18 protein-coding genes (1 of these 18 running past the window's edge) are annotated in these 20,198 nt (G+C 65.4%); 13 read left to right on the plus strand and 5 right to left on the minus strand.

The features are described 5' to 3' along the window. Nucleotides 1-890: the 3' portion of a M23 family metallopeptidase gene (locus FNB15_RS03640; protein WP_144067402.1), read on the plus strand. 451 nt of this gene lie to the left of the window's left edge; only the last 890 of its 1,341 coding nucleotides appear in the window; its start codon lies beyond the left edge, outside the window; it ends in the stop codon at nt 888-890. A gap of 15 nt (nt 891-905) precedes the next feature. Here FNB15_RS03640 and gcvA read toward each other — a convergent pair whose 3' ends face one another. Next, entirely contained in the window at nt 906-1,811 is a 906-nt protein-coding gene (gcvA, locus tag FNB15_RS03645; RefSeq protein ID WP_144067403.1) for a transcriptional regulator GcvA, read from the minus strand. A gap of 105 nt (nt 1,812-1,916) precedes the next feature. On the opposite strand from gcvA, the gene FNB15_RS03650 reads away from it, so the two are divergent. The 4 genes from FNB15_RS03650 to FNB15_RS03665 all read left to right on the plus strand — a co-directional run bounded on the left by FNB15_RS03650 (nt 1,917) and on the right by FNB15_RS03665 (nt 4,654). Next, nucleotides 1,917-2,345 (plus strand): rhodanese-like domain-containing protein, encoded by a 429-nt coding sequence (locus FNB15_RS03650; RefSeq protein ID WP_144067404.1) that lies wholly within the window; start codon nt 1,917-1,919, stop codon nt 2,343-2,345. Between the two features lie 2 nt (nt 2,346-2,347). Further along, nucleotides 2,348-2,956 carry a glutathione S-transferase family protein gene (locus FNB15_RS03655; protein WP_144258617.1) on the plus strand — a complete coding sequence of 203 codons (609 nt, stop codon included), beginning with the start codon at nt 2,348-2,350 and terminating at the stop codon, nt 2,954-2,956. Between the two features lie 41 nt (nt 2,957-2,997). Then, complete coding sequence (locus FNB15_RS03660; protein ID WP_144067405.1) at nt 2,998-4,290, plus strand: cystathionine gamma-synthase family protein; 1,293 nt, start codon at nt 2,998-3,000, stop codon at nt 4,288-4,290. 100 nt (nt 4,291-4,390) lie between these two features. Then, on the plus strand, nt 4,391-4,654 hold the full coding sequence (locus tag FNB15_RS03665; protein ID WP_246068778.1) for a GIY-YIG nuclease family protein: 264 nt from the start codon (nt 4,391-4,393) through the stop codon (nt 4,652-4,654). A gap of 99 nt (nt 4,655-4,753) precedes the next feature. On the opposite strand, the gene clpB is transcribed toward FNB15_RS03665, so the two are convergent. From clpB to FNB15_RS03680, 3 genes are all read right to left on the minus strand, one after another. After that, a complete protein-coding gene (gene clpB, locus FNB15_RS03670; protein WP_144067407.1) occupies nt 4,754-7,360 on the minus strand; it encodes an ATP-dependent chaperone ClpB in 2,607 nt (868 codons plus the stop codon). 122 nt (nt 7,361-7,482) lie between these two features. Then, on the minus strand, nt 7,483-8,271 hold the full coding sequence (locus tag FNB15_RS03675) for a hypothetical protein (RefSeq protein ID WP_144067408.1): 789 nt from the start codon (nt 8,269-8,271) through the stop codon (nt 7,483-7,485). 224 nt (nt 8,272-8,495) lie between these two features. Beyond that, the gene (locus FNB15_RS03680; RefSeq protein ID WP_144067409.1) at nt 8,496-9,056 is read right to left on the minus strand and encodes a helix-turn-helix domain-containing protein; all 561 of its coding nucleotides are present in this window, start codon (nt 9,054-9,056) and stop codon (nt 8,496-8,498) included. A 187-nt stretch (nt 9,057-9,243) separates the two neighbouring features. Between FNB15_RS03680 and asnB the strand changes: the two genes are divergently transcribed. From asnB to FNB15_RS03700, 4 genes are all read left to right on the plus strand, one after another. After that, nucleotides 9,244-11,187 carry an asparagine synthase (glutamine-hydrolyzing) gene (gene asnB / locus FNB15_RS03685; RefSeq protein WP_144067410.1) on the plus strand — a complete coding sequence of 648 codons (1,944 nt, stop codon included), beginning with the start codon at nt 9,244-9,246 and terminating at the stop codon, nt 11,185-11,187. Between the two features lie 231 nt (nt 11,188-11,418). Further along, nucleotides 11,419-12,168: an electron transfer flavoprotein subunit beta/FixA family protein gene (locus FNB15_RS03690; RefSeq protein ID WP_144258618.1), complete on the plus strand. Its 750-nt coding sequence runs from the start codon at nt 11,419-11,421 to the stop codon at nt 12,166-12,168. A 1-nt stretch (nt 12,169) separates the two neighbouring features. Further along, complete coding sequence (locus FNB15_RS03695; protein ID WP_144067411.1) at nt 12,170-13,105, plus strand: electron transfer flavoprotein subunit alpha/FixB family protein; 936 nt, start codon at nt 12,170-12,172, stop codon at nt 13,103-13,105. A gap of 18 nt (nt 13,106-13,123) precedes the next feature. After that, the gene (locus tag FNB15_RS03700; protein ID WP_144067412.1) at nt 13,124-13,996 is read left to right on the plus strand and encodes a 3-hydroxybutyryl-CoA dehydrogenase; all 873 of its coding nucleotides are present in this window, start codon (nt 13,124-13,126) and stop codon (nt 13,994-13,996) included. 164 nt (nt 13,997-14,160) lie between these two features. Here the strand turns inward: FNB15_RS03700 and FNB15_RS03705 are convergent, their stop codons facing one another. Further along, nucleotides 14,161-14,715, minus strand: coding sequence for a TlpA family protein disulfide reductase (locus FNB15_RS03705; protein ID WP_144067413.1), 555 nt, complete (start codon nt 14,713-14,715; stop codon nt 14,161-14,163). A 19-nt stretch (nt 14,716-14,734) separates the two neighbouring features. Here FNB15_RS03705 and argH point away from each other — a divergent pair, with 19 nt between their 5' ends. From argH to FNB15_RS03720, 4 genes are read left to right on the plus strand one after another with little or no spacing between them, the layout of a single operon-like run. Beyond that, nucleotides 14,735-16,201, plus strand: a complete 1,467-nt coding sequence (argH, locus tag FNB15_RS03710; protein ID WP_246068779.1) for an argininosuccinate lyase — start codon at nt 14,735-14,737, stop codon at nt 16,199-16,201. Nucleotides 16,202-16,221: 20 nt separating this feature from the next. Beyond that, entirely contained in the window at nt 16,222-16,356 is a 135-nt protein-coding gene (locus tag FNB15_RS21440) for a hypothetical protein (protein WP_281287792.1), read from the plus strand. A gap of 18 nt (nt 16,357-16,374) precedes the next feature. Continuing rightward, complete coding sequence (gene lysA / locus FNB15_RS03715) at nt 16,375-17,658, plus strand: diaminopimelate decarboxylase (RefSeq protein WP_144258620.1); 1,284 nt, start codon at nt 16,375-16,377, stop codon at nt 17,656-17,658. Further along, nucleotides 17,634-20,195, plus strand: a complete 2,562-nt coding sequence (locus FNB15_RS03720; protein ID WP_144067414.1) for a TIGR02302 family protein — start codon at nt 17,634-17,636, stop codon at nt 20,193-20,195. Before lysA ends, FNB15_RS03720 begins: the two co-directional genes overlap by 25 nt. The last annotated feature ends 3 nt before the right edge of the window (nt 20,196-20,198 follow it).

Raw genomic sequence — 20,198 nt, forward strand, 5'->3', positions numbered from 1 at the left:
AAGTGAATGTCACGCGTGTTGAAAGCGGCAGTTTCCGCGCCAATGAAGTGATCCGCGAATTCAACGTCGAGCATGCGCGCGTCGGCGGCACCATCGACGACAGCCTCTATAATGCAGGCATTGCCGCGGGCCTGAACAACTCGCTGCTCAGCGAATTCATCCGCATCTTCTCATACGATGTCGACTTCCAGCGCGAAGTGCAGCCGGGCGATCGCTTTGAACTGTTCTTCGAGCGTCATCACGACGATGCCGGCAAGACGATGAAGACCGGCCGCATCTCGGTGGCCGCGATGACGCTGTCGGGCCGCGAGCTGCGCTACTACTTCTATCAGCCGTCCGATGGCGGCGATGCCGATTACTTCACGCCGGCAGGTTCCAGCGTGCGCAAGGCGCTGCTGCGTACGCCGATCGATGGCGCGCGGCTCACCTCGGGCTTCGGCGTGCGTCGCCATCCGATCCTCGGCTACAGCCTGATGCACAAGGGCGTGGATTTCGGTGCGCAGACCGGCACGCCGATCCAGGCCGCCGGCGAAGGCGTGGTGGAAATGTCTGGCTGGAATGGCGGCTATGGCCAGTATGTCCGCATCAAGCACGGCAACGGCTACGCCACCGCTTATGCACATATGAGCCGACTGGGCGTGAAGACCGGCCAGCGCGTGCGCCAGGGCCAGGTCATCGGCGCTGTCGGCACCACCGGGCGCTCAACCGGCCCGCATCTGCATTATGAAGTGATGCAGAACGGCAAGCAGATCAATCCGACCGGCGTGCGCTTCCCCTCGGGCCGCAAGCTGGAAGGCAAGGAGTTCGATCGCTTCCGCCGCGCCTCTGAAGGGCTCGACAAGGAATTCCGCGGTACGCCGCAGCTCGCACTGCTCAATCGCGGTGAGTGATCAGCAGGCGCGCGCCTAACCGGCGCGCGCCTCTTCCAGCAACCAGTCGACCAGCATCTTCACCAGCGGGCGTTTGAACTGCCCCTGCGGGCCAACGATGTAATAGCGCCAGTCCGACAGCCAGCTCTGCTCGAACAATCGGACCAGCCGGCCTTTGGCCAGATGCTCGCCCAGATGCGGTGCGCGGCCTAAAGCTACGCCCTGCCCCGCCACGGCCGCCGCCACCAGCACATTGGAATCCGTGAAGAACAGCCCGCGCTCGGCACTGTCGGCGCGCAGGCCCTGGCGTTCGAACCAGCGCGACCAGCTCATCCACGGCTGCTCCGGATGTGCATCCATGTCATGCAGCAGCTGGTGCTGTGCCAGATCCTCGAAACGGCTGAGCGGCAGACCGCCATGCAGCAGCGCCGGGCTCGCCACCGGAAACAGCTCCTCGTCCAGCAGGTGAATGGCCTGCAGACCCTTGAACGGTCCCGCGCCGAAGCGGATCGCGAGATCGACGTCTTCGCGCGCGAAATCGACCAGCCGGCGCGAGGTGTCGATGCGCAGGTCGATGCCGGGATACTGCGCGCGGAAGCGGCCCAAGCGCGGCACCAGCCAGCCGGCGGCAAACGACGCCAGCATGGTCAGCGTGATCGTGCCGCTCGCCTGGCCCTCCTGCAGATGCGAGGTGGCCGCGGCGAGGCGGTCCAGGCCCTCGGTCAGGCCGGGCAGATAGGCGCGGCCGGCATTGGTCAGGCTCAAGCCCCGCGGCTGGCGCAGGAACAGTGCGACCTGTAACTGCGCTTCCAGCCCCTTCACCTGCTGGCTGACGGCCGCCGCCGTGACGCCGAGTTCTTCCGCCGCCAGCGCGAAGCTGCTGTGGCGGGCGGCGGCTTCGAAGGCGCGCAGGGCATTCAGGGGCGGCAGGCGGCGACGCATGGCCTGAGTATGGCTTAGCTTTCTTAAGCCTTCCAGCGAGAAACTCTCGTTTGTGACCCAGATAAACTTGCGGCAGGTTTCAGTCATCCACACAGGAGACCCGACATGCCCAGTTTCGTCGCCGCCACCCCCGCCGCGGCTTCAGCCGAAGCCGTCCACCATTACGCCGCCAAACTCACCTTCGAGGCCGACTGCTGGGATGTGCACCACGCGCTCAGTCACGGCCTGCACGACTTCGTGCTGCTCGATGTGCGCGGCCGCAACGCTTACGCCGACGCGCATGTGCCCGGCGCGCTCAGCCTGCCGCATGCCGACATCACGGCCGAGCGCATGGCGCGCAGCTGGCCAGCCGACACGCTGTTCGTCACCTACTGTGCCGGGCCGCATTGCAACGGTGCCGACCGGGCCGCGCTCAAACTCGCCACGCTCGGCTATGCCGTGAAGATCATGATCGGCGGCATGACCGGCTGGGCCGATGAAGGCTTCACCTTCGTCGCCGGCCGCGAGCCCGGCATGGTGGAGAAGGCCGCGTGAACATGCTGACGCTGTACGACTATCTCGATTCCGGCAACGGCTACAAATGCCGGCTGATCCTGGCGCTGCTCAATACGCCGTACACCCGCGTCGAACTCGATCTCGACAAGGGCGAAACCCGCACGCCGCAATTCCTCGCCAGGAATCCGAATGGCCGCATTCCCGCGCTGGAACTGGAGGATGGCACCGTGCTCCCCGAGTCCAACGCCATTCTCTATTACCTCGCCGACGGCACGGCCTATCTGCCCACCGAACGCCTCGCCCGCGCGCAGGTGATGCAGTGGCTGTTCTTCGAGCAGTACAGCCACGAGCCCTATGTGGCCACGCCGCGCTGGATCATCCGACATCTCGGCCGCGACCATCCGCGCATGACCGAGATGCCCGAGCGGCTGGAAAAAGGCCGCGCGGCCTTTGCCGTGATGGAACAGCATCTGCAGCGCCACGATTACTTCGTGGGTCAACGCTACTCCATCGCCGACATCGCGCTCTACGCCTATACGCATCGCGCCCATGAGGGCGATCACGACCTGTCGCCCTGGCCGGCGTTACGCGCCTGGCTCGACCGCGTCGCGACACAGCCCGGTCACATAAAGATGCTCCCAGGAGACTGAGCGGAAACGGTATGCTGGGTTCCAGAAAAGGAGCCCGGCACATGGCCAAACGCACCGAGACCAAGACCCGCAGCGGCGACCGCGACCTGCATCCCGAAACGCAGATGATGAGTTACGGCTACAATCCCTTCCTGTCGGAAGGCGCCGTGAAGCCGCCGGTCTTCCTCACCTCCACCTTCGCCTACAGGACGGCGGAAGACGGCGCCGCCTTCTTCGACCTGATGGCGGGCCGCACCAAGCTGCCGCCGGGCGAAAAGGCCGGACTGATCTACAGCCGCTTCAACCACCCCAATCTCGAGATCGTCGAGGACCGTCTGGCGCTGCTCGAAGGCGCCGAGGCGGCGGCCGTCTTTTCCAGCGGCATGGCGGCGATCGCCAGCGCCTTCCTCACATTCCTGCGCCCCGGCGACACCCTGCTGCATTCCTCGCCGCTCTATGGCGGCACCGAGACGATGATCCGCAAGGTGCTGCCCGAATTCGGCATCTCGACGGCCGAATTCCACGACGGCCTGCATGACCGCGACATCACGGCGGCAGCGGCCTCGGCCAAGGGCCGCATTGCCATGATATTCATCGAGACGCCGGCCAACCCGAACAACGCCATGGTCGACTTCGCCATGGTGGCCAAGACCGCCGACGCCATCGCCAAGAAACAGGACGGCCAGCGCCCGCTGATCGTCTGCGACAACACCATGCTCGGGCCGATCTTCCAGAAGCCCTTGCGGCATGGCGTCGATATCGCGGTGTATTCGCTGACCAAATATGTCGGCGGCCACAGCGACCTGGTCGCCGGCAGCGCGGTCGGCGCGAAACAGCATCTCGACCGCATCCGCAGTTACCGCAACACCTTCGGCAGCCAGCTCGACCCGCATTCGAGCTGGATGATCGCCCGCTCGCTGGAGACGCTGGTGATCCGCATGACCCGCGCCGCCGAGTCCGGCCGCAAGGTGGCGCAGTGGCTCAACACCAACCCGCATATGCCGGTCGAGGTGCATCATCCCGAATTCATCACCGACAACACCTACCAGGAGGTCTATGCCCGCCAGTGCAGCGGCCCGGGCTCGACCTTTGCCTTCACCCTGAAAGGCGCGACACGGCAACAGGCCTTCCGCGTGATCAACGCGCTGCAGCTGTTCAAGTCGGCCGTCAGCCTCGGCGGCACGGAATCGCTGATGTGCCACCCGGCCTCGACGACGCATTCGGGCGTCGGCAAGGCGATTCTGGATCAGCTCGGCGTCACCGAAGGCCTGATCCGCGTCTCGATCGGGCTGGAACATCCCGACGACCTGATCGACGACCTCGACGGCGCGTTCAAAGAGGCGCTGGGGACGTAATACACCGCTATTCATTCCAATATCCCTGTCATGGCCGGGCTTGTCCCGGCCATCCACGCATGCCAGCTTTTTCCGCATGGCCTATGCATGGCTTTACATCATGACCAACAAACCGAACGGCATTCTGTATGTCGGCGTGACCGGCGATATACAGCGCCGCGCATATGAACACCGTGAGGGCCTGATCGCCGGCTTCACCAAACGCTATAATTTAAAGCGCCTCGTTTACACCGAGGCCCATGACGACATTCAACTGGCGTTGCAGCGCGAAGCGAATATGAAACACTGGCCGCGCGCCTGGAAAATCAGACTGATACTGGCGCAGAATCCGGACTGGACTGATCTTTACGATACGCTCGTCTGAAAAGACGTGGATGGCCGGGACAAGCCCGGCCATGACACTGTTTGCTTTTCCTACTTCGACAAACCTGCAAGGGCCCCGGTCTCCCGGGGCCCTTTCCGATTACTCCGCCGCGATATCCACCGCGCGGCCCTGGATGGTCAGGCCCTGCGCGCCGGCGCTCACCGACACGGTCGCGCCATCCGGGATGGTGCCTTCCAGGATCATGCTGGCGAGCGGGTTCTGCAGCGCGCGCTGGATCACGCGCTTCAGCGGCCGTGCGCCGTAGACCGGATCGTAGCCGGCATCGCCGAGCCAGACCTTGGCCGCATCATCCAGCTTCAGTTCGATCTTGCGATCGGCCAGCAGCTTGCGCAGGCGCATCAGCTGGATATCGACGATGCCGGTCATGTTCTCGCGGCTGAGGCGGCGGAACAGGATCACCTCGTCGAGCCGGTTGAGGAATTCCGGCCGGAAGCTGGCGCGCACCACTTCCATCACCTGATGGCGCGTCGCCTCGTCGATCTGCTCGCCCTCGGCGCGAGCGAGATATTCGCTGCCCAGATTGGACGTCAGGATGATCACGGTATTCTTGAAATCCACCGTGCGGCCCTGGCCGTCGGTCAGGCGGCCGTCATCCAGCACCTGAAGCAGCACGTTGAACACATCGGGATGCGCCTTTTCGACCTCGTCGAACAGGATCACCTGATACGGGCGCCGGCGCACGGCTTCGGTGAGCGCGCCGCCCTCGTCATAGCCGACATAGCCCGGTGGCGCGCCGATCAGGCGGCTGACCGAATGCTTCTCCATGTATTCCGACATGTCCATGCGCACCATGGCGCTGTCGTCGTCGAACAGGAATTCGGCCAGGGCCTTGGTCAGCTCGGTCTTGCCGACGCCGGTGGGGCCGAGGAACAGGAAGCTGCCGATCGGACGGTTGGGGTCCTGCAACCCGGCGCGCGCGCGGCGCACGGCATTGGCCACCGCGACCAGCGCATCGTCCTGACCGACAACGCGAGTGGCGAGCTTGTGCTCCATCTTCAGCAGCTTCTCGCGTTCGCCCGACAGCATCTTGTCGACCGGAATGCCGGTCCAGCGCGACACCACGCCGGCAATGTCGCTCTCGGTCACCGCCTCGCGCACGATGGCTTTCTTCTCGCTGCCGCTGCTCTTCTCGGCGTCCTGCAGCTTGCGCTCCAGGTCCGGGATCACGCCGTAGGAAAGCTCCGAGGCGCGGTTCCAGTCCGACTTGCGCTGCGCCTGTTCGAGATCGAGCCGCGCCGCATCGAGCTGTTCCTTCAGCTTCTGCGCATCGCCCAGCTTGTCCTTCTCGCCCTGCCAGGCGGCGGTCAGCGTCTGCGACTGCTCCTCGAGGTCGGCCAGTTCCTTTTCCAGCTTGCCGAGGCGGTCCTTGGAGGCCGGATCGGTTTCCTTCTTCAGCGCCTCGCGCTCGATCTTGAGCTGCATGATGCGGCGGTCGAGTTCGTCGACGGCTTCGGGCTTGGAATCGACTTCCATGCGCAGCCGCGCCGCCGATTCATCGATCAGGTCGATGGCTTTATCCGGCAGGAATCGGTCGGTGATATAGCGGTTCGACAAGGTGGCGGCCGCCACGATCGCGCTGTCGGTGATGCGCACGCCATGATGCACTTCGTATTTCTCTTTCAGGCCGCGCAGGATCGAGATGGTGTCTTCCACCGTCGGCTCGCCGACGAAGACCGACTGGAAGCGCCGCGCCAGCGCCGCATCCTTCTCGATATACTTGCGATACTCGTCCAGAGTCGTCGCGCCGACGCAATGCAGCTCGCCGCGCGCCAGCGCCGGCTTGAGCAGGTTCGACGCATCCATCGCGCCGTCTGCTTTTCCTGCGCCGACCAGGGTGTGCAGCTCGTCGATGAACAGCACGATCTGGCCCTCGGCCGAGGTGACCTCGGCCAGCACGGCCTTCAGCCGCTCCTCGAACTCGCCACGGAATTTCGCGCCGGCGATCATGGCGCCGAGATCGAGCGCCATCAGCCGCTTGTTCTTCAGGCTTTCCGGCACGTCGCCTTTGGTGATGCGCAACGCCAGGCCTTCGACGATGGCGGTCTTGCCGACGCCGGGTTCGCCGATCAGCACGGGATTGTTCTTGGTGCGTCGCGACAGCACCTGGATCGTGCGACGGATTTCCTCGTCGCGGCCGATCACCGGATCGAGCTTGCCGTTTTCGGCCGCCTCGGTCAGGTCGCGCGCATATTTCTTCAGCGCGTCATAAGCCTGTTCGGCCGAGGCGGAATCCGCCTTGCGGCCCTTGCGCATATCCTGGATGGCTTTTTCCAGCGCCTGCGGCGTGACATTGCCGGCTTTCAGCGCATCGGCGGCCGGCGTACCCGCCTGCAGCGCAATCGCCTGCAGCAGGCGTTCGGCGGCCACGAAACTGTCGCCGGATTTTTCGCGCAGCTTTTCCGCTGCCTCGAACAGGCGCGCCATTTCGGGCGCGAGATAGAGATTGCCGGCGCCGCCGCCCTCGACCTTGGGAATCCTGGCCAACGCATCTTCGTTGCGCGCCCTCACGACATCGGGCTGGCCGCCGGCGGCCTTGATCAGGCCGGCCGCGAGGCCTTCGGGGTCGTCGATCAGAACTTTCAAAAGATGCTCGGGCGCGAAACGCTGATGCCCGCGCGCCAGGGCCATGGTCTGCGCCGCCTGGAAAAAGCCGCGGCTGCGCTCGGTGTATTTCTCGAAATCCATCGCAGAACTCCTTACAGGCAGCCCGAAATGGCGATCCCCGACAGGCGGCGGATCTTGGCTGGGCTCCGCAGGGAAATGTGGGAAGCCGGAGACAGCCTACAAGGGGACGCACCGCAGATTCGTCAAGAATCCGGTGGTCGTTCACTGCTCCCCAGCAGACCTTGCGCGCGCAGCCGCGCCAGGTCGGGACCATCCAGATCAACGACGGCGCGCGGCGGAGGTTCGGCCGGCGGCGACGGAGGACGCGGACGGGGCGCTCGTTCGGCTTCGCTGGGGTTCGTGGCGCTTCGCAGCGGTTCGCTGGTGTTCGTGGCGCTTCGCGACGGTTCGCTGGGGTTCGTGGCGGTTCGCACGGGTTCGTGGGTGTTCGTAGCGGTTCGCTGCGGTTCGGCCGCGGCTCCGCTCGCTCGGGCGGCATCCTGCGCCCGCCAGACCTCCATCTGCTGATCCATCCGCTGCCGCTCTTCCGCCAGCCGCCGCCGGAACGCCATGTTGGGCGGCGGCTCGCCAGTCTTGCCCAGTTGCTCGATCTGCGGCGCCAGATCGCTCCCCGGTTCCTGGCGGTGCGCAGCCTCATGCAGCAACCGCAGCAGGTCGCCATCCAGATTCTCAGGATTCAGGCCACGCGACAGCAAAGCCGTCTGGCCTAACGTGGCCAGTTGCAGCCCGGCCAGCAGGCGCTGCCGCTCCATCGCCTGCTGCAGATAGAAGCGGAAGCGCAGGCTTTTGCGCAGATGGCGCCAGATGCGCTCCTCCGCCAAGCCCAGATCGGCGGCGACGGCCGCCGGCCTGGCCCCTTCGGCCAGTCGGCAGGCGATCTCGCGCCAGGGTATGGCAACCGGGGATTTGCGGGTCGGACGCGCGAGGTCAGGCTGCGGGGCACCGACCCCGTCCGGGCGAAGTGCGGACATGGCGAAAGCTCCTTGACTGAGGATAAGAACAAATATAGTATATAGGAATAAATGTCAATAATTTTGTCTCGCCCGGCCTTGCGCCGGGCATCCACGTCTTAAAACGGGACGGCGTGGATGGCCGGAGCGAGCCCGGCCTTGAGCCGGCATTCCATTTCCTTTGCCGGCCCCGACAAAAATGGGACCCTGGATCAGGTCCGGGGTGACGATTTTTGTAAACGGGCTCAGTTCTGCCCGACTGCCATCTTGTCGCCCGCGCCACCCACCAGCGCCGAGCGCCCGCCGGGGACGTAGCGATAGAGCGTGCTGGCGGCGATGCCGAGTTCGGCGGCCACGCCTTCGATGGTGCGGTTGGGCTCCGACAGCATCTTCCGCGCCGCCACCAGGCGGGCGGCATCCAGCGCCCGCGGCCGGCCGCTGCGCCGTTCGCCCGCACTGGTTTCCGCCAGCCCGGCGCGTTTGCGGAATTCGGAGCGGAATTCCGATGGCAGGCCCTGCACGGTCTTGACCGGCACATCCTGGCGCGCGCCCAGATAGACATTCTCGATCCGCACGCCGCGCACCGTCTCGATGCTATGCGGGTGTTCGGCCCCCACCTTGCCCTGCAGGGCGCTGCGGATCTTGGCCGAAGCCTTGGCCAGCCGCATGATGCGGCTGAACATGCCCTTGCCATAGGCGTCATGCGCTGCCATGGCGAGCAGGACGAGATCGGCTTCGGCCGTGCGCAGGAGATCGCCCGCCAGCATGTGCTCCTCGAAGTCGAAATGTTCTTTCTTGGCGGTCACGGCATGCCCTTCCGAAAATTACGTCTCTAAATATATCTGATTCGCTCATTTTAAGGGGCGGATTTAGAGGAATCAACCCGTCTTGGCGGTGGAGGACCGGCCCGCGCCGCAGCTTTACCTCGTCGCACGACTCCCCTAAACACGGTTTTGCCTTCCTGGGCAGCCCTCCTGACCGGATACCTGATTCATGTGCGGCATTGCCGGCTTTCTGACCTGGCGCGGAACCCCCGCCGACCTGCTGCAGCAGCAGGTGAAGGCGATGACCGATGCCATCGCCTATCGCGGCCCCGATGCCGACACCAACTGGGTGGATGCCGGCGCCGGGCTGGCGCTGGGCCATCGTCGCCTCGCCATCGTCGACCTGACGCCGACCGGCGCGCAGCCGATGCTGAGCGCCAACGAACGCTTCGTCATCTGCTACAACGGCGAGATCTTCAACGCAGCTGACGTCGCGCGCGATCTGCCCGGCATCAACTTCCGCGGCACCAGCGATACGGAAGTTTTGCTGGAAGCCTGCGTCGCCTGGGGCGTCGAGAAAGCCGTGTCGCGTTTCATCGGCATGTTCGCCTTCGCGCTGTGGGACCGCAAGGAGCGGAAAATCTGGCTGGTGCGCGACCGGCTCGGCATCAAGCCGGTCTACTGGACAAAACAAAACACCGCGCAGGGTCCGGCCCTGCTGTTCGGTTCGGAGCTGAAGGCGCTGGCCGCTTATCCCGACTGGCAGCCGAAGCTGGATCGCGCGGCTTTGGCCGGCTATCTGCGCTACGGCTATGTGCCGGCGCCGCGTTCGATCTATGAAAATGTGCAGAAGCTGCCGCCCGGTCATATCCTCTGCGTGGAGTCCGACGGCACCGAGACGCTGACCTGCTTCTGGGACCTGCGGCAGATCGCGCGCGACGGCGTGCGCAACCGCGACACGCGGCCCGAGGCCGAACAGCTGGAAGCGCTGCACGACCTGCTGAAAGACGCCGTCAAACGCCGCATGATCGCCGATGTGCCGCTGGGCGCTTTTCTGTCGGGTGGCATCGATTCGTCCACGGTCGTTGCGCTGATGCAGGCGCAGTCGACGCAGGCGGTGAAGACCTTTTCCATCGGATTCCAGGACGAGGCCTTCAACGAGGCCGTGCATGCGCGCGCCGTGGCCAAGCATCTGGGCACCGACCATACCGAACTGGTGATCGATCCCGCCCATGCGCGCGACGTGATCCCCGACCTGCCCTTCATGTATGACGAGCCGTTCTCGGACTCGTCGCAGATTCCCACCTACCTCGTCTCCAAGCTGGCGCGCGAAAAGGTGACGGTGTCGCTGTCGGGCGATGGCGGCGACGAAATCTTCGCCGGCTATGTGCGCTATCTCGGCATCGACCGCGTGTGGAACGCAGTTGGCTCCGTGCCGGCCGTGGCGCGGCGCGGCGGCGGCGCGGCGCTGCAGATGCTGTCGCCCGATGCCTGGGACACCATGTTCAGCGCGGTGCCCGCCCGCTACAAGCCGAAATTCCTCGGCGACAAGATCCACAAGGGTGCAGCGATCCTGGGCGAGGCCGACGCGGACGCGATGTATGGCGCGCTGGTGTCGCAATGGGATGGCGAATCACTCGTCAATCATGGCGTGGTGCGTCCGGCAAATGACGCAACGCTGGCCGCCGACCTGCCCGAGACGGTGGCGCGCCTGCGCTATCGCGACATGACCACCTATCTGCCCGACGACATCCTGACCAAGGTGGATCGCGCCAGCATGGCCGTGGCCCTGGAAGCGCGCGTGCCGCTGCTGGATCATCGCGTGGTGGAATATGCCTGGACCCTGCCGCCGGACCGGCTGCTCAACGGCAGCCAGGGCAAGAAGCTGCTGCGGCAGGTGCTGTACAAGTATGTGCCTCAGCACATGGTGGAGCGGCCCAAGACCGGGTTCGGCATGCCGGTCGGCGACTGGCTGCGCGGGCCGCTGCGCGACTGGGCCGAAAGCCTGCTGTCCGACGCCGCGCTGAAGCGCGACGGGCTGATCGATCCGGCCCCGGTGCGGCTGCGCTGGCAGGAGCACTTGAGCGGCCGGCGCAACTGGCAGCACAGCCTGTGGACCGTGCTGATGTTCCAGGCCTGGCGCACGCGCTGGAACGGCGTCGCCCAAGTCTGAGTCCGGGATTAAATCCGGTTCGCCAAAAGCGGGAATTTCCCCTGCGGCAGAGGCACTTGGCGCATCCGCCGGAACTCTGTGGGTGGCAGGACGGTTCGTTGACAGCCCCCGGAGCGGGTTATAGTGTGCAGCGCGAAAAAGCTGGCGCCGGGCGCTTTCTCTGGCCTGCTCCAGCCGCCAAAATCCGTTTTTCTCGCCGCTTTTATTGCTAACAATCAGGGTTGCATGTCCATGAAGGTACTGGTCGCGGTCAAGCGCGTGGTGGACTACAACGTCAAGATCCGCGTGAAGGCGGACAAGACGGGTGTCGATCTCGCCAACGTGAAGATGTCGATGAATCCGTTCGACGAGATTGCCGTCGAGGAAGCCGTGCGCCTGAAAGAGGCCGGCACGGCCACGGAAGTGATCGCCGTCTCGATCGGCACCGCGCAGTCGCAGGAGACGCTGCGCACGGCGCTGGCGATGGGCGCCGACCGCGGCATCCTGGTGAAGACCGACGCAGAGGTGCAGCCGCTGGCGGTGGCCAAGATCCTGGCGAAGATCGCGGAGGCTGAAGCCCCGCAGCTGGTGATCGTGGGCAAGCAGGCGATTGACGACGACAGCAACCAGACCGGCCAGATGATGGCCGCCCTGCTGGGCTGGGCCCAGGGCACGTTTGCCAACAAGGCAGCCCTTGCCGACGGCAAGGCGACCGTGGTGCGCGAAGTGGACGGCGGTCTTGAGACGGTGGAGCTGAAACTGCCCGCCGTGGTCACCACCGACCTGCGCCTGAACGAGCCGCGCTATGCGTCGCTGCCCAATATCATGAAGGCGAAGAAGAAGCCCATTGAAGAGAAGACGCCCGAGGATTACGGCGTCGATATCGCGCCCAGGCTGAAGACGCTGTCGGTGGACGAGCCGCCCAAGCGCAAGGCCGGCGTCAAGGTGCCGGACGTTGCCACCCTGGTGCAGAAGCTGAAGACCGAAGCGGGAGTGATCTGAGATGAGCGTGCTGGTAATCGCTGAACACGATAACGCCTCGCTCAAGGCCGCGACGCTCAATGCCGTGACGGCCGCCCAGGCCATCGACGCCGATGTGCATGTGCTGGTCGCCGGTGAAAAGGCCGATGCGGCGGCTGCTGCGGCCGCCAAGGTCGCCGGTGTGGCCAGGGTGATCCATGTCGAGGCCGCGCATTACGCGCATGGCCTGGCCGAGCCTCTCGCCGTGCTGATCGCCGAACTGGGCAAGGGCTATGGCGCCATCGTCGCGCCGGAGACCACGTCCGGCAAGAACGTGATGCCGCGCGTGGCAGCTCTGCTCGATGTGATGCAGATTTCCGGCATCGTCGAGGTGAAGTCTGCCGATACCTTCGTGCGTCCGATCTATGCCGGCAACGCCATGGCGACCGTGCAGTCTTCGGATGCGATCAAGGTCGTCACCGTGCGCACCACCGGTTTTGCCGCCGCCGCCGCTGACGGCGGCTCGGCCAGCGTCGAGAAGGGCACGGCCGCCAGCGATCCGGGCGTGTCGACGTTCATCGGCCAGGAGCTGCAGAAGTCGGACCGTCCGGAGCTGACGGCGGCCAAGATCATCGTCTCGGGTGGTCGCGGCATGGGCTCGGGCGAGAATTTCAAGCTGATCGAGGCCGTGGCCGACAAGCTGGGTGCCGCGGTCGGCGCCAGCCGCGCCGCCGTGGACGCCGGCTTCGTGCCGAACGACTACCAGGTCGGCCAGACCGGCAAGATCGTCGCGCCGCAGCTCTATGTCGCGGTCGGCATCTCGGGTGCGATCCAGCATCTCGCCGGCATGAAGGACTCGAAAGTCATCGTCGCCATCAACAAGGACGAAGAGGCGCCGATCTTCCAGGTTGCCGACTACGGCCTGGTCGGCGATCTGTTCAAGATCCTCCCCGAACTCGAAGCCGAGCTCGGCAAGTAACCGGAGACGGTAGACCGCATGATCAAGACCATTGGGGTGATCGGCGCAGGCCAGATGGGCAACGGTATCGCCCATGTCTGTGCGCTGGCCGGTTACGATGTCGTGCTGCAGGACATCAATGCCGCGCAGCTCGACAAGGCGCTGGAAACCATCGGCGGCAACATGGCCCGCCAGGTGGCGCGCGGCAAGATCACCGAGGCCGACAAGGCCAAGGCGCTGACGCATATCCGCACCTCGAACGACATCCGCGCCTTCGCCGAGACCGACTTCATCGTCGAGGCCGCCACCGAGAACGAGGGCCTGAAGAAGAAGATCTTCGCCGACCTCTGCCCGGTGCTGAAGCCGGATGCCATTCTGGCCACCAACACCTCGTCGATCTCGGTGACCCGCCTGGCCTCCTCGACCGACCGGCCGGAAAAGTTCATGGGCATGCATTTCATGAACCCGGTGCCGGTGATGCAGCTGGTCGAGCTGATCCGCGGCATCGCCACCGATGAAACCACCTTCAGGATGGTGCGCGAACTCACCGTCAAGCTGAACAAGACGCCGGCCAATTCGGAAGATTTCCCCGCCTTCATCGTCAACCGCATCCTGCTGCCGATGATCAACGAGGCGATCTACACGCTGTATGAAGGCGTGGGTTCGGTCGAAGCGATCGACACCGCCATGAAGCTGGGCGCCAACCATCCGATGGGGCCGCTCCAGCTCGCCGACTTCATCGGCCTCGACACCTGCCTCTCGATCATGCAGGTGCTCTACGAGGGCCTGGCCGACAGCAAGTATCGCCCGTGTCCGCTGCTGGTGAAATATGTCGAGGCCGGCTGGCTGGGTCGCAAGACCAACCGCGGCTTCTACGACTATCGCGGCGAACATCCGACCCCCACTCGTTAAGAGGGGCCGACGCGGTAAAATCCGCGACGCACGAACGACAAAGGGGCCTCACGGCCCCTTTTCTTTTTACTAAACGGGATCCCGGCTCGCGCTTCGCCTGGCCGGGATGACGACCTGTGATGTCATGTCACTCCGGGCTTGACCCGGGGTCCCATTTTTCCTGCCTATTTCTCCGCGATCGCCGCGTCGATCAGCCTGAGCGCATCGGCCTGGTCCCATTCGGCGGCGCCGATCAGGCGCCCGATCTCGCGGCCCTGGCGGTCGATCAGGATGCTGGTCGGCAGGCCGATGGTGCCCCAGGCGCGGCCCGATTTCATGCTGGTGTCGAGATAGGAGGCCAGATGACGCGCACCGATCTGGCCGAGGAATATCTCCACCTTGGCCCGGCCGCTGCGATCCTGCGCAACCGCCACCACGGCGAAATCCTTCGATCCGCGCTTGGCCTGCAGCCGATCCAGCGCCGGCATCTCCTCGCGGCAGGGCACGCACCAGGTGGCCCAGAGATTGAGCAGCACGACCTTGCCGCGGAAAGCCTCCAGCGTCACCGGCCGGTCATTCGGGTCGAGGAATTCGGCCAGTGCGGCTGGCTTCCGCTCGGCCGAGACGCTAAATTTCTGCATCTCGCCCAGCCTGGGCAATTCTTGGCGCGGCAGATCGGCTGCCATGGCAGACCCTGCCATCGCGCAAACCGCCGCCAGAACCGTCAGAAACCGTTTCATACCCGAAGCCATCCCGATCATGTCCGCCAAGAAGAAATCAGATAAGTCCCCCACCAAGCCTAAGCAAGCCAACAGCATGTGGGGCGGACGCTTTGCCGCAGGCCCGGCGGCGATCATGACCGAGATCAATGCCTCGATCCGCTTCGATCAGAAGCTGTACCGCCAGGATATCCGCGGCTCGAAAGCGCATTGCGCCATGCTGGTGCGACAGGGCCTCATTTCCGCCGCCGAGGGCAAGAAGATCCAGGGCGGTCTGGACACAATTCTGCGTGAGATCGAGGCCGGCAAGTTCAAGATCGATCCGGCGCTGGAAGACATCCACATGCATGTGGAGGCGCGGCTGTCCGACCTGATCGGCAAGCCGGCCGGACGCCTGCACACCGCGCGCTCGCGCAACGACCAGGTGGCGACCGATTTCCGCCTCTGGGTGCGCGATGCCATCGACAAGATCGATGCGGGCCTGAAAGACCTGCAGCTCACGCTGCTGCGCCGCGCCGAGGACTATGCCGACACGGTGATGCCGGGCTTCACCCATCTGCAGGCCGCGCAGCCGGTCACCTTCGGCCATCACCTGATGGCCTATGTCGAGATGGTGGGCCGCGACCGCTCGCGGCTGAATGACGCCCGCGCGCGCCTGAATGAAAGCCCGCTGGGCGCCGCGGCTCTGGCCGGCACGTCATTGCCGATCGACCGCGACAGCACGGCGAAGGAACTGGGTTTCGCCCGCCCGATGGCCAATTCGCTCGATGCCGTGGCCGACCGCGACTATGCGCTGGAATTCCTCTCGGCGGCCTCGATCTGCGCCGTGCATCTGTCGCGTCTCGCCGAAGAGATCGTGATCTGGACGTCTGCTCAATTCCGTTTTGTCTCGCTCAGCGATGCCTTCACCACCGGCTCGTCGATCATGCCGCAGAAGCGCAATCCCGATGCCGCCGAACTGGTGCGCGGCAAGGTCGGCCGTATCGTGGGCAGCCTGAATGCGCTGCTGATCACGATGAAGGGCCTGCCGATGACCTACGGCAAGGACATGCAGGAAGACAAGGAGCCCACCTTCGACGCGGTGGAAAACCTGGAACTCTGCATCGCCGCCACCGCGGGTATGATCGCCGACCTCAAGGCCAACAAGCCGCGCATGCAGGATGCCGCCGGCGAAGGTTATACCACCGCCACCGACCTGGCCGACTGGTGCGTGCGCAAGCTGGATATGCCGTTCCGCCAGGCGCATCACGTGGCCGGCAGCCTGGTGCGGCTGGCCGAGACGCAGGACAAACCGCTGGAAGCGCTGACGCTGGCCGAGATGCAGAGCGTGGAAAAGCGCATCAGCAAGGATGTGTTCGCCGTGCTGGGCGTGCAGAATTCGGTGAAGAGCCGCGTGTCCTATGGCGGCACCGCACCGGCCAACGTGAAGAAACAGGTCGCGCGCTGGCGCAAGTTGCTTGACGCCGAAAAGCTTGCAGGAAAGAAGAAAACGCGGGACAAGGCGTGATGCGCTCCAGGATCGTCCTTTTGCTGCTGATTCTCGCACTGCCGGCGCTGGCCGCCTGCGGCCGCAAGGATGTGCCGGATTATCCTAAGGATGCCATCGACCGGCCGGGTGCGTTCGACCGCACCCAGCGCAACCAGAATCCCCGCTATTACTGAGATACTCCGATGACTGGACTGCCCTGGTTCGCCTATCGCAATGGCGTGCTGCATGCCGAAAACGTGCCGCTGGATCATATCGCCGCCGAAGTCGGCACGCCGGTCTATGTCTACAGCACCGCGGCGCTGACCGATCGCTACACCAGCCTGGCCGAGGCCTTTGCCGGACTGCCGGTGCTGATCGCCTATGCGATGAAGGCCAATGCCAATATGGCGCTGATCCGCCATCTGGGTAGCTTAGGCGCCGGCGCCGATGTGGTGTCGGCCGGCGAATTGCAGATCGCCATGAAGGCCGGCATCGCGCCGGGCAAGATCATCTTCGCCGGCGTCGGCAAGACCAGAGCCGAAATGGCGATTGCGCTGAAGGCCGGCAATACCGGCATCGCGCAGTTCAATGTCGAATCCGAACCTGAACTCGATGCGCTGTCGGCGGTCTCGGCTTCGCTCGGCGTCAAGGCGCCGGTGGCGATCCGCATCAACCCCGATGTCGATGCCAAGACGCACAAGAAGATCACCACGGGGAAAGCTGAAAACAAGTTCGGTATTTCCTACACCCGCGCCCGCGAAGTCTATGCCCATGCAGCGAAGCTGCCCGGCATCAGGATCACCGGCGTGCATGTGCATATCGGCAGCCAGCTGACCGACCTCGCGCCCTATGAGGCCACCTTCATCAAGCTGGCCGAACTGGTGAAGGATCTCCGCGCCGACGGCCACGACATCCAGCGCATCGACCTGGGCGGCGGCATCGGTATTACCTACGACGACGAGACGCCGCCGGACCCCAGGGCCTATGCCGATCTGGTGCGCAAATACATTGCCCCGCTGGGCTGCGAGATCGCGCTGGAGCCGGGCCGCTACATCGTCGGCAATGCCGGACTGCTGCTGACCGCCGTCACATTCGTCAAGCCGGCCGAGGGCAAGACCTTCCTGATCCTCGATTCCGGCATGAACGACCTGATCCGCCCGGCGATGTATGAGGCGTTCCATCGCATCGTGCCCGTAAAAGCGCCAAATCCCGAAGCTGAGCTGGCGCCGGTCGATGTCGTCGGCCCGGTCTGCGAAAGCGGCGACACCTTTGCCGAAGACCGTCCGATGCCGCCGGTCGATGACGGAGATTTGCTCGCCATCCTTTCGGCGGGTGCTTATAGTTCTTCCATGGCCTCGACCTACAACGCACGGCCGCTGGCCCCGGAGGTTCTGGTTGATGGCGACAGGTTTGCCATTGTCCGGCGCCGCCCTAGCATCGATGAAATGACGGCCCTGGAGACCCAGCCGGCATGGCTCAGCAAGGCGAAGGCGTAAATCCACCCGATACCACCCGGCCGGCCCAGGCAGCCCTGGCGCCGGGCCTGACGCCTTATCCCCGGATGCTTGCGGAGCCGCTCGAACGCCGCCTCGCCTTTGCCCGCGCCGCCCTGTTCTGGGAACGCTTCTGGCCCGCGCTCATGCCGGCCGCGGCCGTCGTCGCCGTCTTCTTCATCCTCGCCGGTTTCGACATCTGGCGCTTCACGCCGGTCTGGCTGCACTGGCTGCTGCTGGCAGGTTTCGCGGGTGCCTTCGGCATTGCGCTGTGGCGCGAACTGCGCGCAGTCCTCCGCTGGCCCGACCGCGCCGCCGCCATGCGCCGGCTGGAGCGCGTCAACCTGCTGCAGCATCGCCCGCTCGAAGCCGCCGCCGACACGCTGTCGGCCGAGCAGCAGGACCCGATTGCGCGTGCGCTGTGGTCGATCCATCGCGAACGCGCGCTGGCCCAGCTGGCGAAAGTGCGCGTCGGCACGCCGGAAGCCGGCTGGTGGCGCAAGGATGTCTGGGGTTTCCGCGCAGCACTTGGCCTGCTGCTGATCGTGGCCTGGGCCAGCCCCGGCGAGGATCGCGCGCAACGCCTGTCGGATACGCTCAATCCCGGCACCGCGATGGCGCCGGGCACTTTGCTGGCGATGGAAGCCTGGATCACGCCGCCGCCTTACACAGGCAAGGCGCCGCTGTTCCTGACCCGCGACGGCAAACCCGTACCGGGCAATGCCGCAGCCCCTCTCACCGTGCCGACCGGCAGCCTGCTCAAGCTGCGGCTCGCGGCGCCGCCGTCGGGCTTCGCGCTCAAATTCGGCAAGAGCGAACAGGCCTTGCAGGCGATCGACGACCGCAACGGCGAGATCGACCTGGCGCTGGACCTGACGCAGGGCGCCGCGCCGGTGCTCAGCCTGGTGCGTCGCGACAAGGTGGTGGCGGAATGGCCGCTGCAGGTAATCCCGGACCTGCCGCCGCAGATCGAGATGGCCGGCGAGCCCAAGACGCTGCGCCGCACGGAACTGGAAATCGGCTTCACCGGGCATGACGATTACGGCATGCAGCAGGTGCGCATCGAGATGGCGCGCGACGGCGCCGAGCAGACTGTCAGCGTCGACTGGCCCACGCCGCCGGCCGGTGCCGGCGAAATCCAGGACAAGCAAAGCTTCGATTTCAGCGAGCATCCCTGGGCCGGCCTGCAGGTGCAGATGACCTTGGTGGCCACCGATGCGCTGGGCCAGACCGGCCGCAGTGCGCCCGCGACCGTGACGATCCCGGCGCGCCGCTTCATCCATCCCGTGGCCAAGGCGATTGTCGAGCAGCGCCGCGACCTGGCGCTCAGGCCCGGCCAGTGGCAGCGCGTGGTGACGGCCCTGCACGGTCTGAGCCTGGCGCCGGAACGCTATCGCGGCGACGCCACCGCGCATCTCGGCCTGCGCATGTCGGCCGCGCGGCTGAAACTGAACCGTTCGCCGGATTCCGTTGCCGCCGTGCAGACTCTGCTGTGGCAGACCGCCGTGCATATCGAGGAAGGCCGCAAGACGCAGACCGATCGCGACTTCCAGGCGCTGATGGACAAGCTGCAGGATGCGCTGGATCGCAATGCCGATGATTCGGAGATCCAGAAGCTGATGCAGGAGATGCGGGAAGCGATGAACCGCATGCTGGAACAGCTGATGCAGGACGCGATGGAGCGTCTGGCGCGCGGCGAGGAGCCGGAGGAGTTGGGCGAAGACGAAGAGGCCATGAGCGGCGACGACCTGCAGGACATGATGGACCAGGCGCAGGACATGGCGCAGATGGGCGACCGCGATGCGGCGCGCGACATGCTGCAGCAGATGCAGCGCATGATGGAGGCCCTGAAGAACGGCCGCATCGCGCGCATGCCGGAAGGCCGCCAGCAGCAGGGCCAGCGCGGGCAGCGGGGTCAGCGCGGCCAGGGCCAGCAGGGCCAGATGATGCAGGAATTCGGCGAGATGCTGCGCCAGCAGCAGCAATTGCTCGACCGCAGCTTCCGCCGCAACCAGCAGGGCCAGCGTGGCGAAGGCCAGCCCGGCAGCCAGCAGCGCGGCGAGAACGAGGCCGATGCGCGCCAGCAGGAAGAACTGCGCCGCCGTCTCGGCGAGATGATGAACCGGCTGGGCGAGCGCGGCGGCCAGCTGCCCGACCAGCTCGGCAAGGCCGACCGCGCCATGCGTGATGCGCGTGAAGCACTGCGGCGCGGCGAGCCCGGCGAGGCGATGCAGGGCCAAGCCGATGCGATGGACCAGCTGCGCCAGGGCCTGAACCAGATGCAGCAGGCGCAGCGCGGCAATCCCGACGGCCAGGCGCGCGAGGCCGATTCACGGCAGAACGGCCGCAATCCGCAGCGCGATCCATTGGGGCGCAACACCACCGGCTACGAGAATGCCGGCGAAGCGACACAGGTGCCCGACCTGGCGCCGGTGGAACGCGCGCGCCGCATCCTGGAAGAGCTGCAGCGCCGCGCCGGCAACCGCGAGCGCGCCCCGCTCGAACTCGACTACCTGGACCGCCTGCTGCGGCGGTTCTGAGTC

This window comes from Ferrovibrio terrae (genome assembly GCF_007197755.1).
Lineage (GTDB): Bacteria > Pseudomonadota > Alphaproteobacteria > Ferrovibrionales > Ferrovibrionaceae > Ferrovibrio > Ferrovibrio terrae.

Coding starts and splice junctions, on each gene's coding strand:
- gcvA (WP_144067403.1), bottom strand. CDS start 1,811: ATGCGTCGCCGCCTGCCGCCCCTGAATGCCCTGCGCGCCTTCGAAGCC.
- FNB15_RS03650 (WP_144067404.1), top strand. CDS start 1,917: ATGCCCAGTTTCGTCGCCGCCACCCCCGCCGCGGCTTCAGCCGAAGCC.
- FNB15_RS03655 (WP_144258617.1), top strand. CDS start 2,348: ATGCTGACGCTGTACGACTATCTCGATTCCGGCAACGGCTACAAATGC.
- FNB15_RS03660 (WP_144067405.1), top strand. CDS start 2,998: ATGGCCAAACGCACCGAGACCAAGACCCGCAGCGGCGACCGCGACCTG.
- FNB15_RS03665 (WP_246068778.1), top strand. CDS start 4,391: ATGACCAACAAACCGAACGGCATTCTGTATGTCGGCGTGACCGGCGAT.
- clpB (WP_144067407.1), bottom strand. CDS start 7,360: ATGGATTTCGAGAAATACACCGAGCGCAGCCGCGGCTTTTTCCAGGCG.
- FNB15_RS03675 (WP_144067408.1), bottom strand. CDS start 8,271: ATGTCCGCACTTCGCCCGGACGGGGTCGGTGCCCCGCAGCCTGACCTC.
- asnB (WP_144067410.1), top strand. CDS start 9,244: ATGTGCGGCATTGCCGGCTTTCTGACCTGGCGCGGAACCCCCGCCGAC.
- FNB15_RS03690 (WP_144258618.1), top strand. CDS start 11,419: ATGAAGGTACTGGTCGCGGTCAAGCGCGTGGTGGACTACAACGTCAAG.
- FNB15_RS03695 (WP_144067411.1), top strand. CDS start 12,170: ATGAGCGTGCTGGTAATCGCTGAACACGATAACGCCTCGCTCAAGGCC.
- FNB15_RS03700 (WP_144067412.1), top strand. CDS start 13,124: ATGATCAAGACCATTGGGGTGATCGGCGCAGGCCAGATGGGCAACGGT.
- FNB15_RS03705 (WP_144067413.1), bottom strand. CDS start 14,715: ATGAAACGGTTTCTGACGGTTCTGGCGGCGGTTTGCGCGATGGCAGGG.
- argH (WP_246068779.1), top strand. CDS start 14,735: ATGTCCGCCAAGAAGAAATCAGATAAGTCCCCCACCAAGCCTAAGCAA.
- FNB15_RS03720 (WP_144067414.1), top strand. CDS start 17,634: ATGGCTCAGCAAGGCGAAGGCGTAAATCCACCCGATACCACCCGGCCG.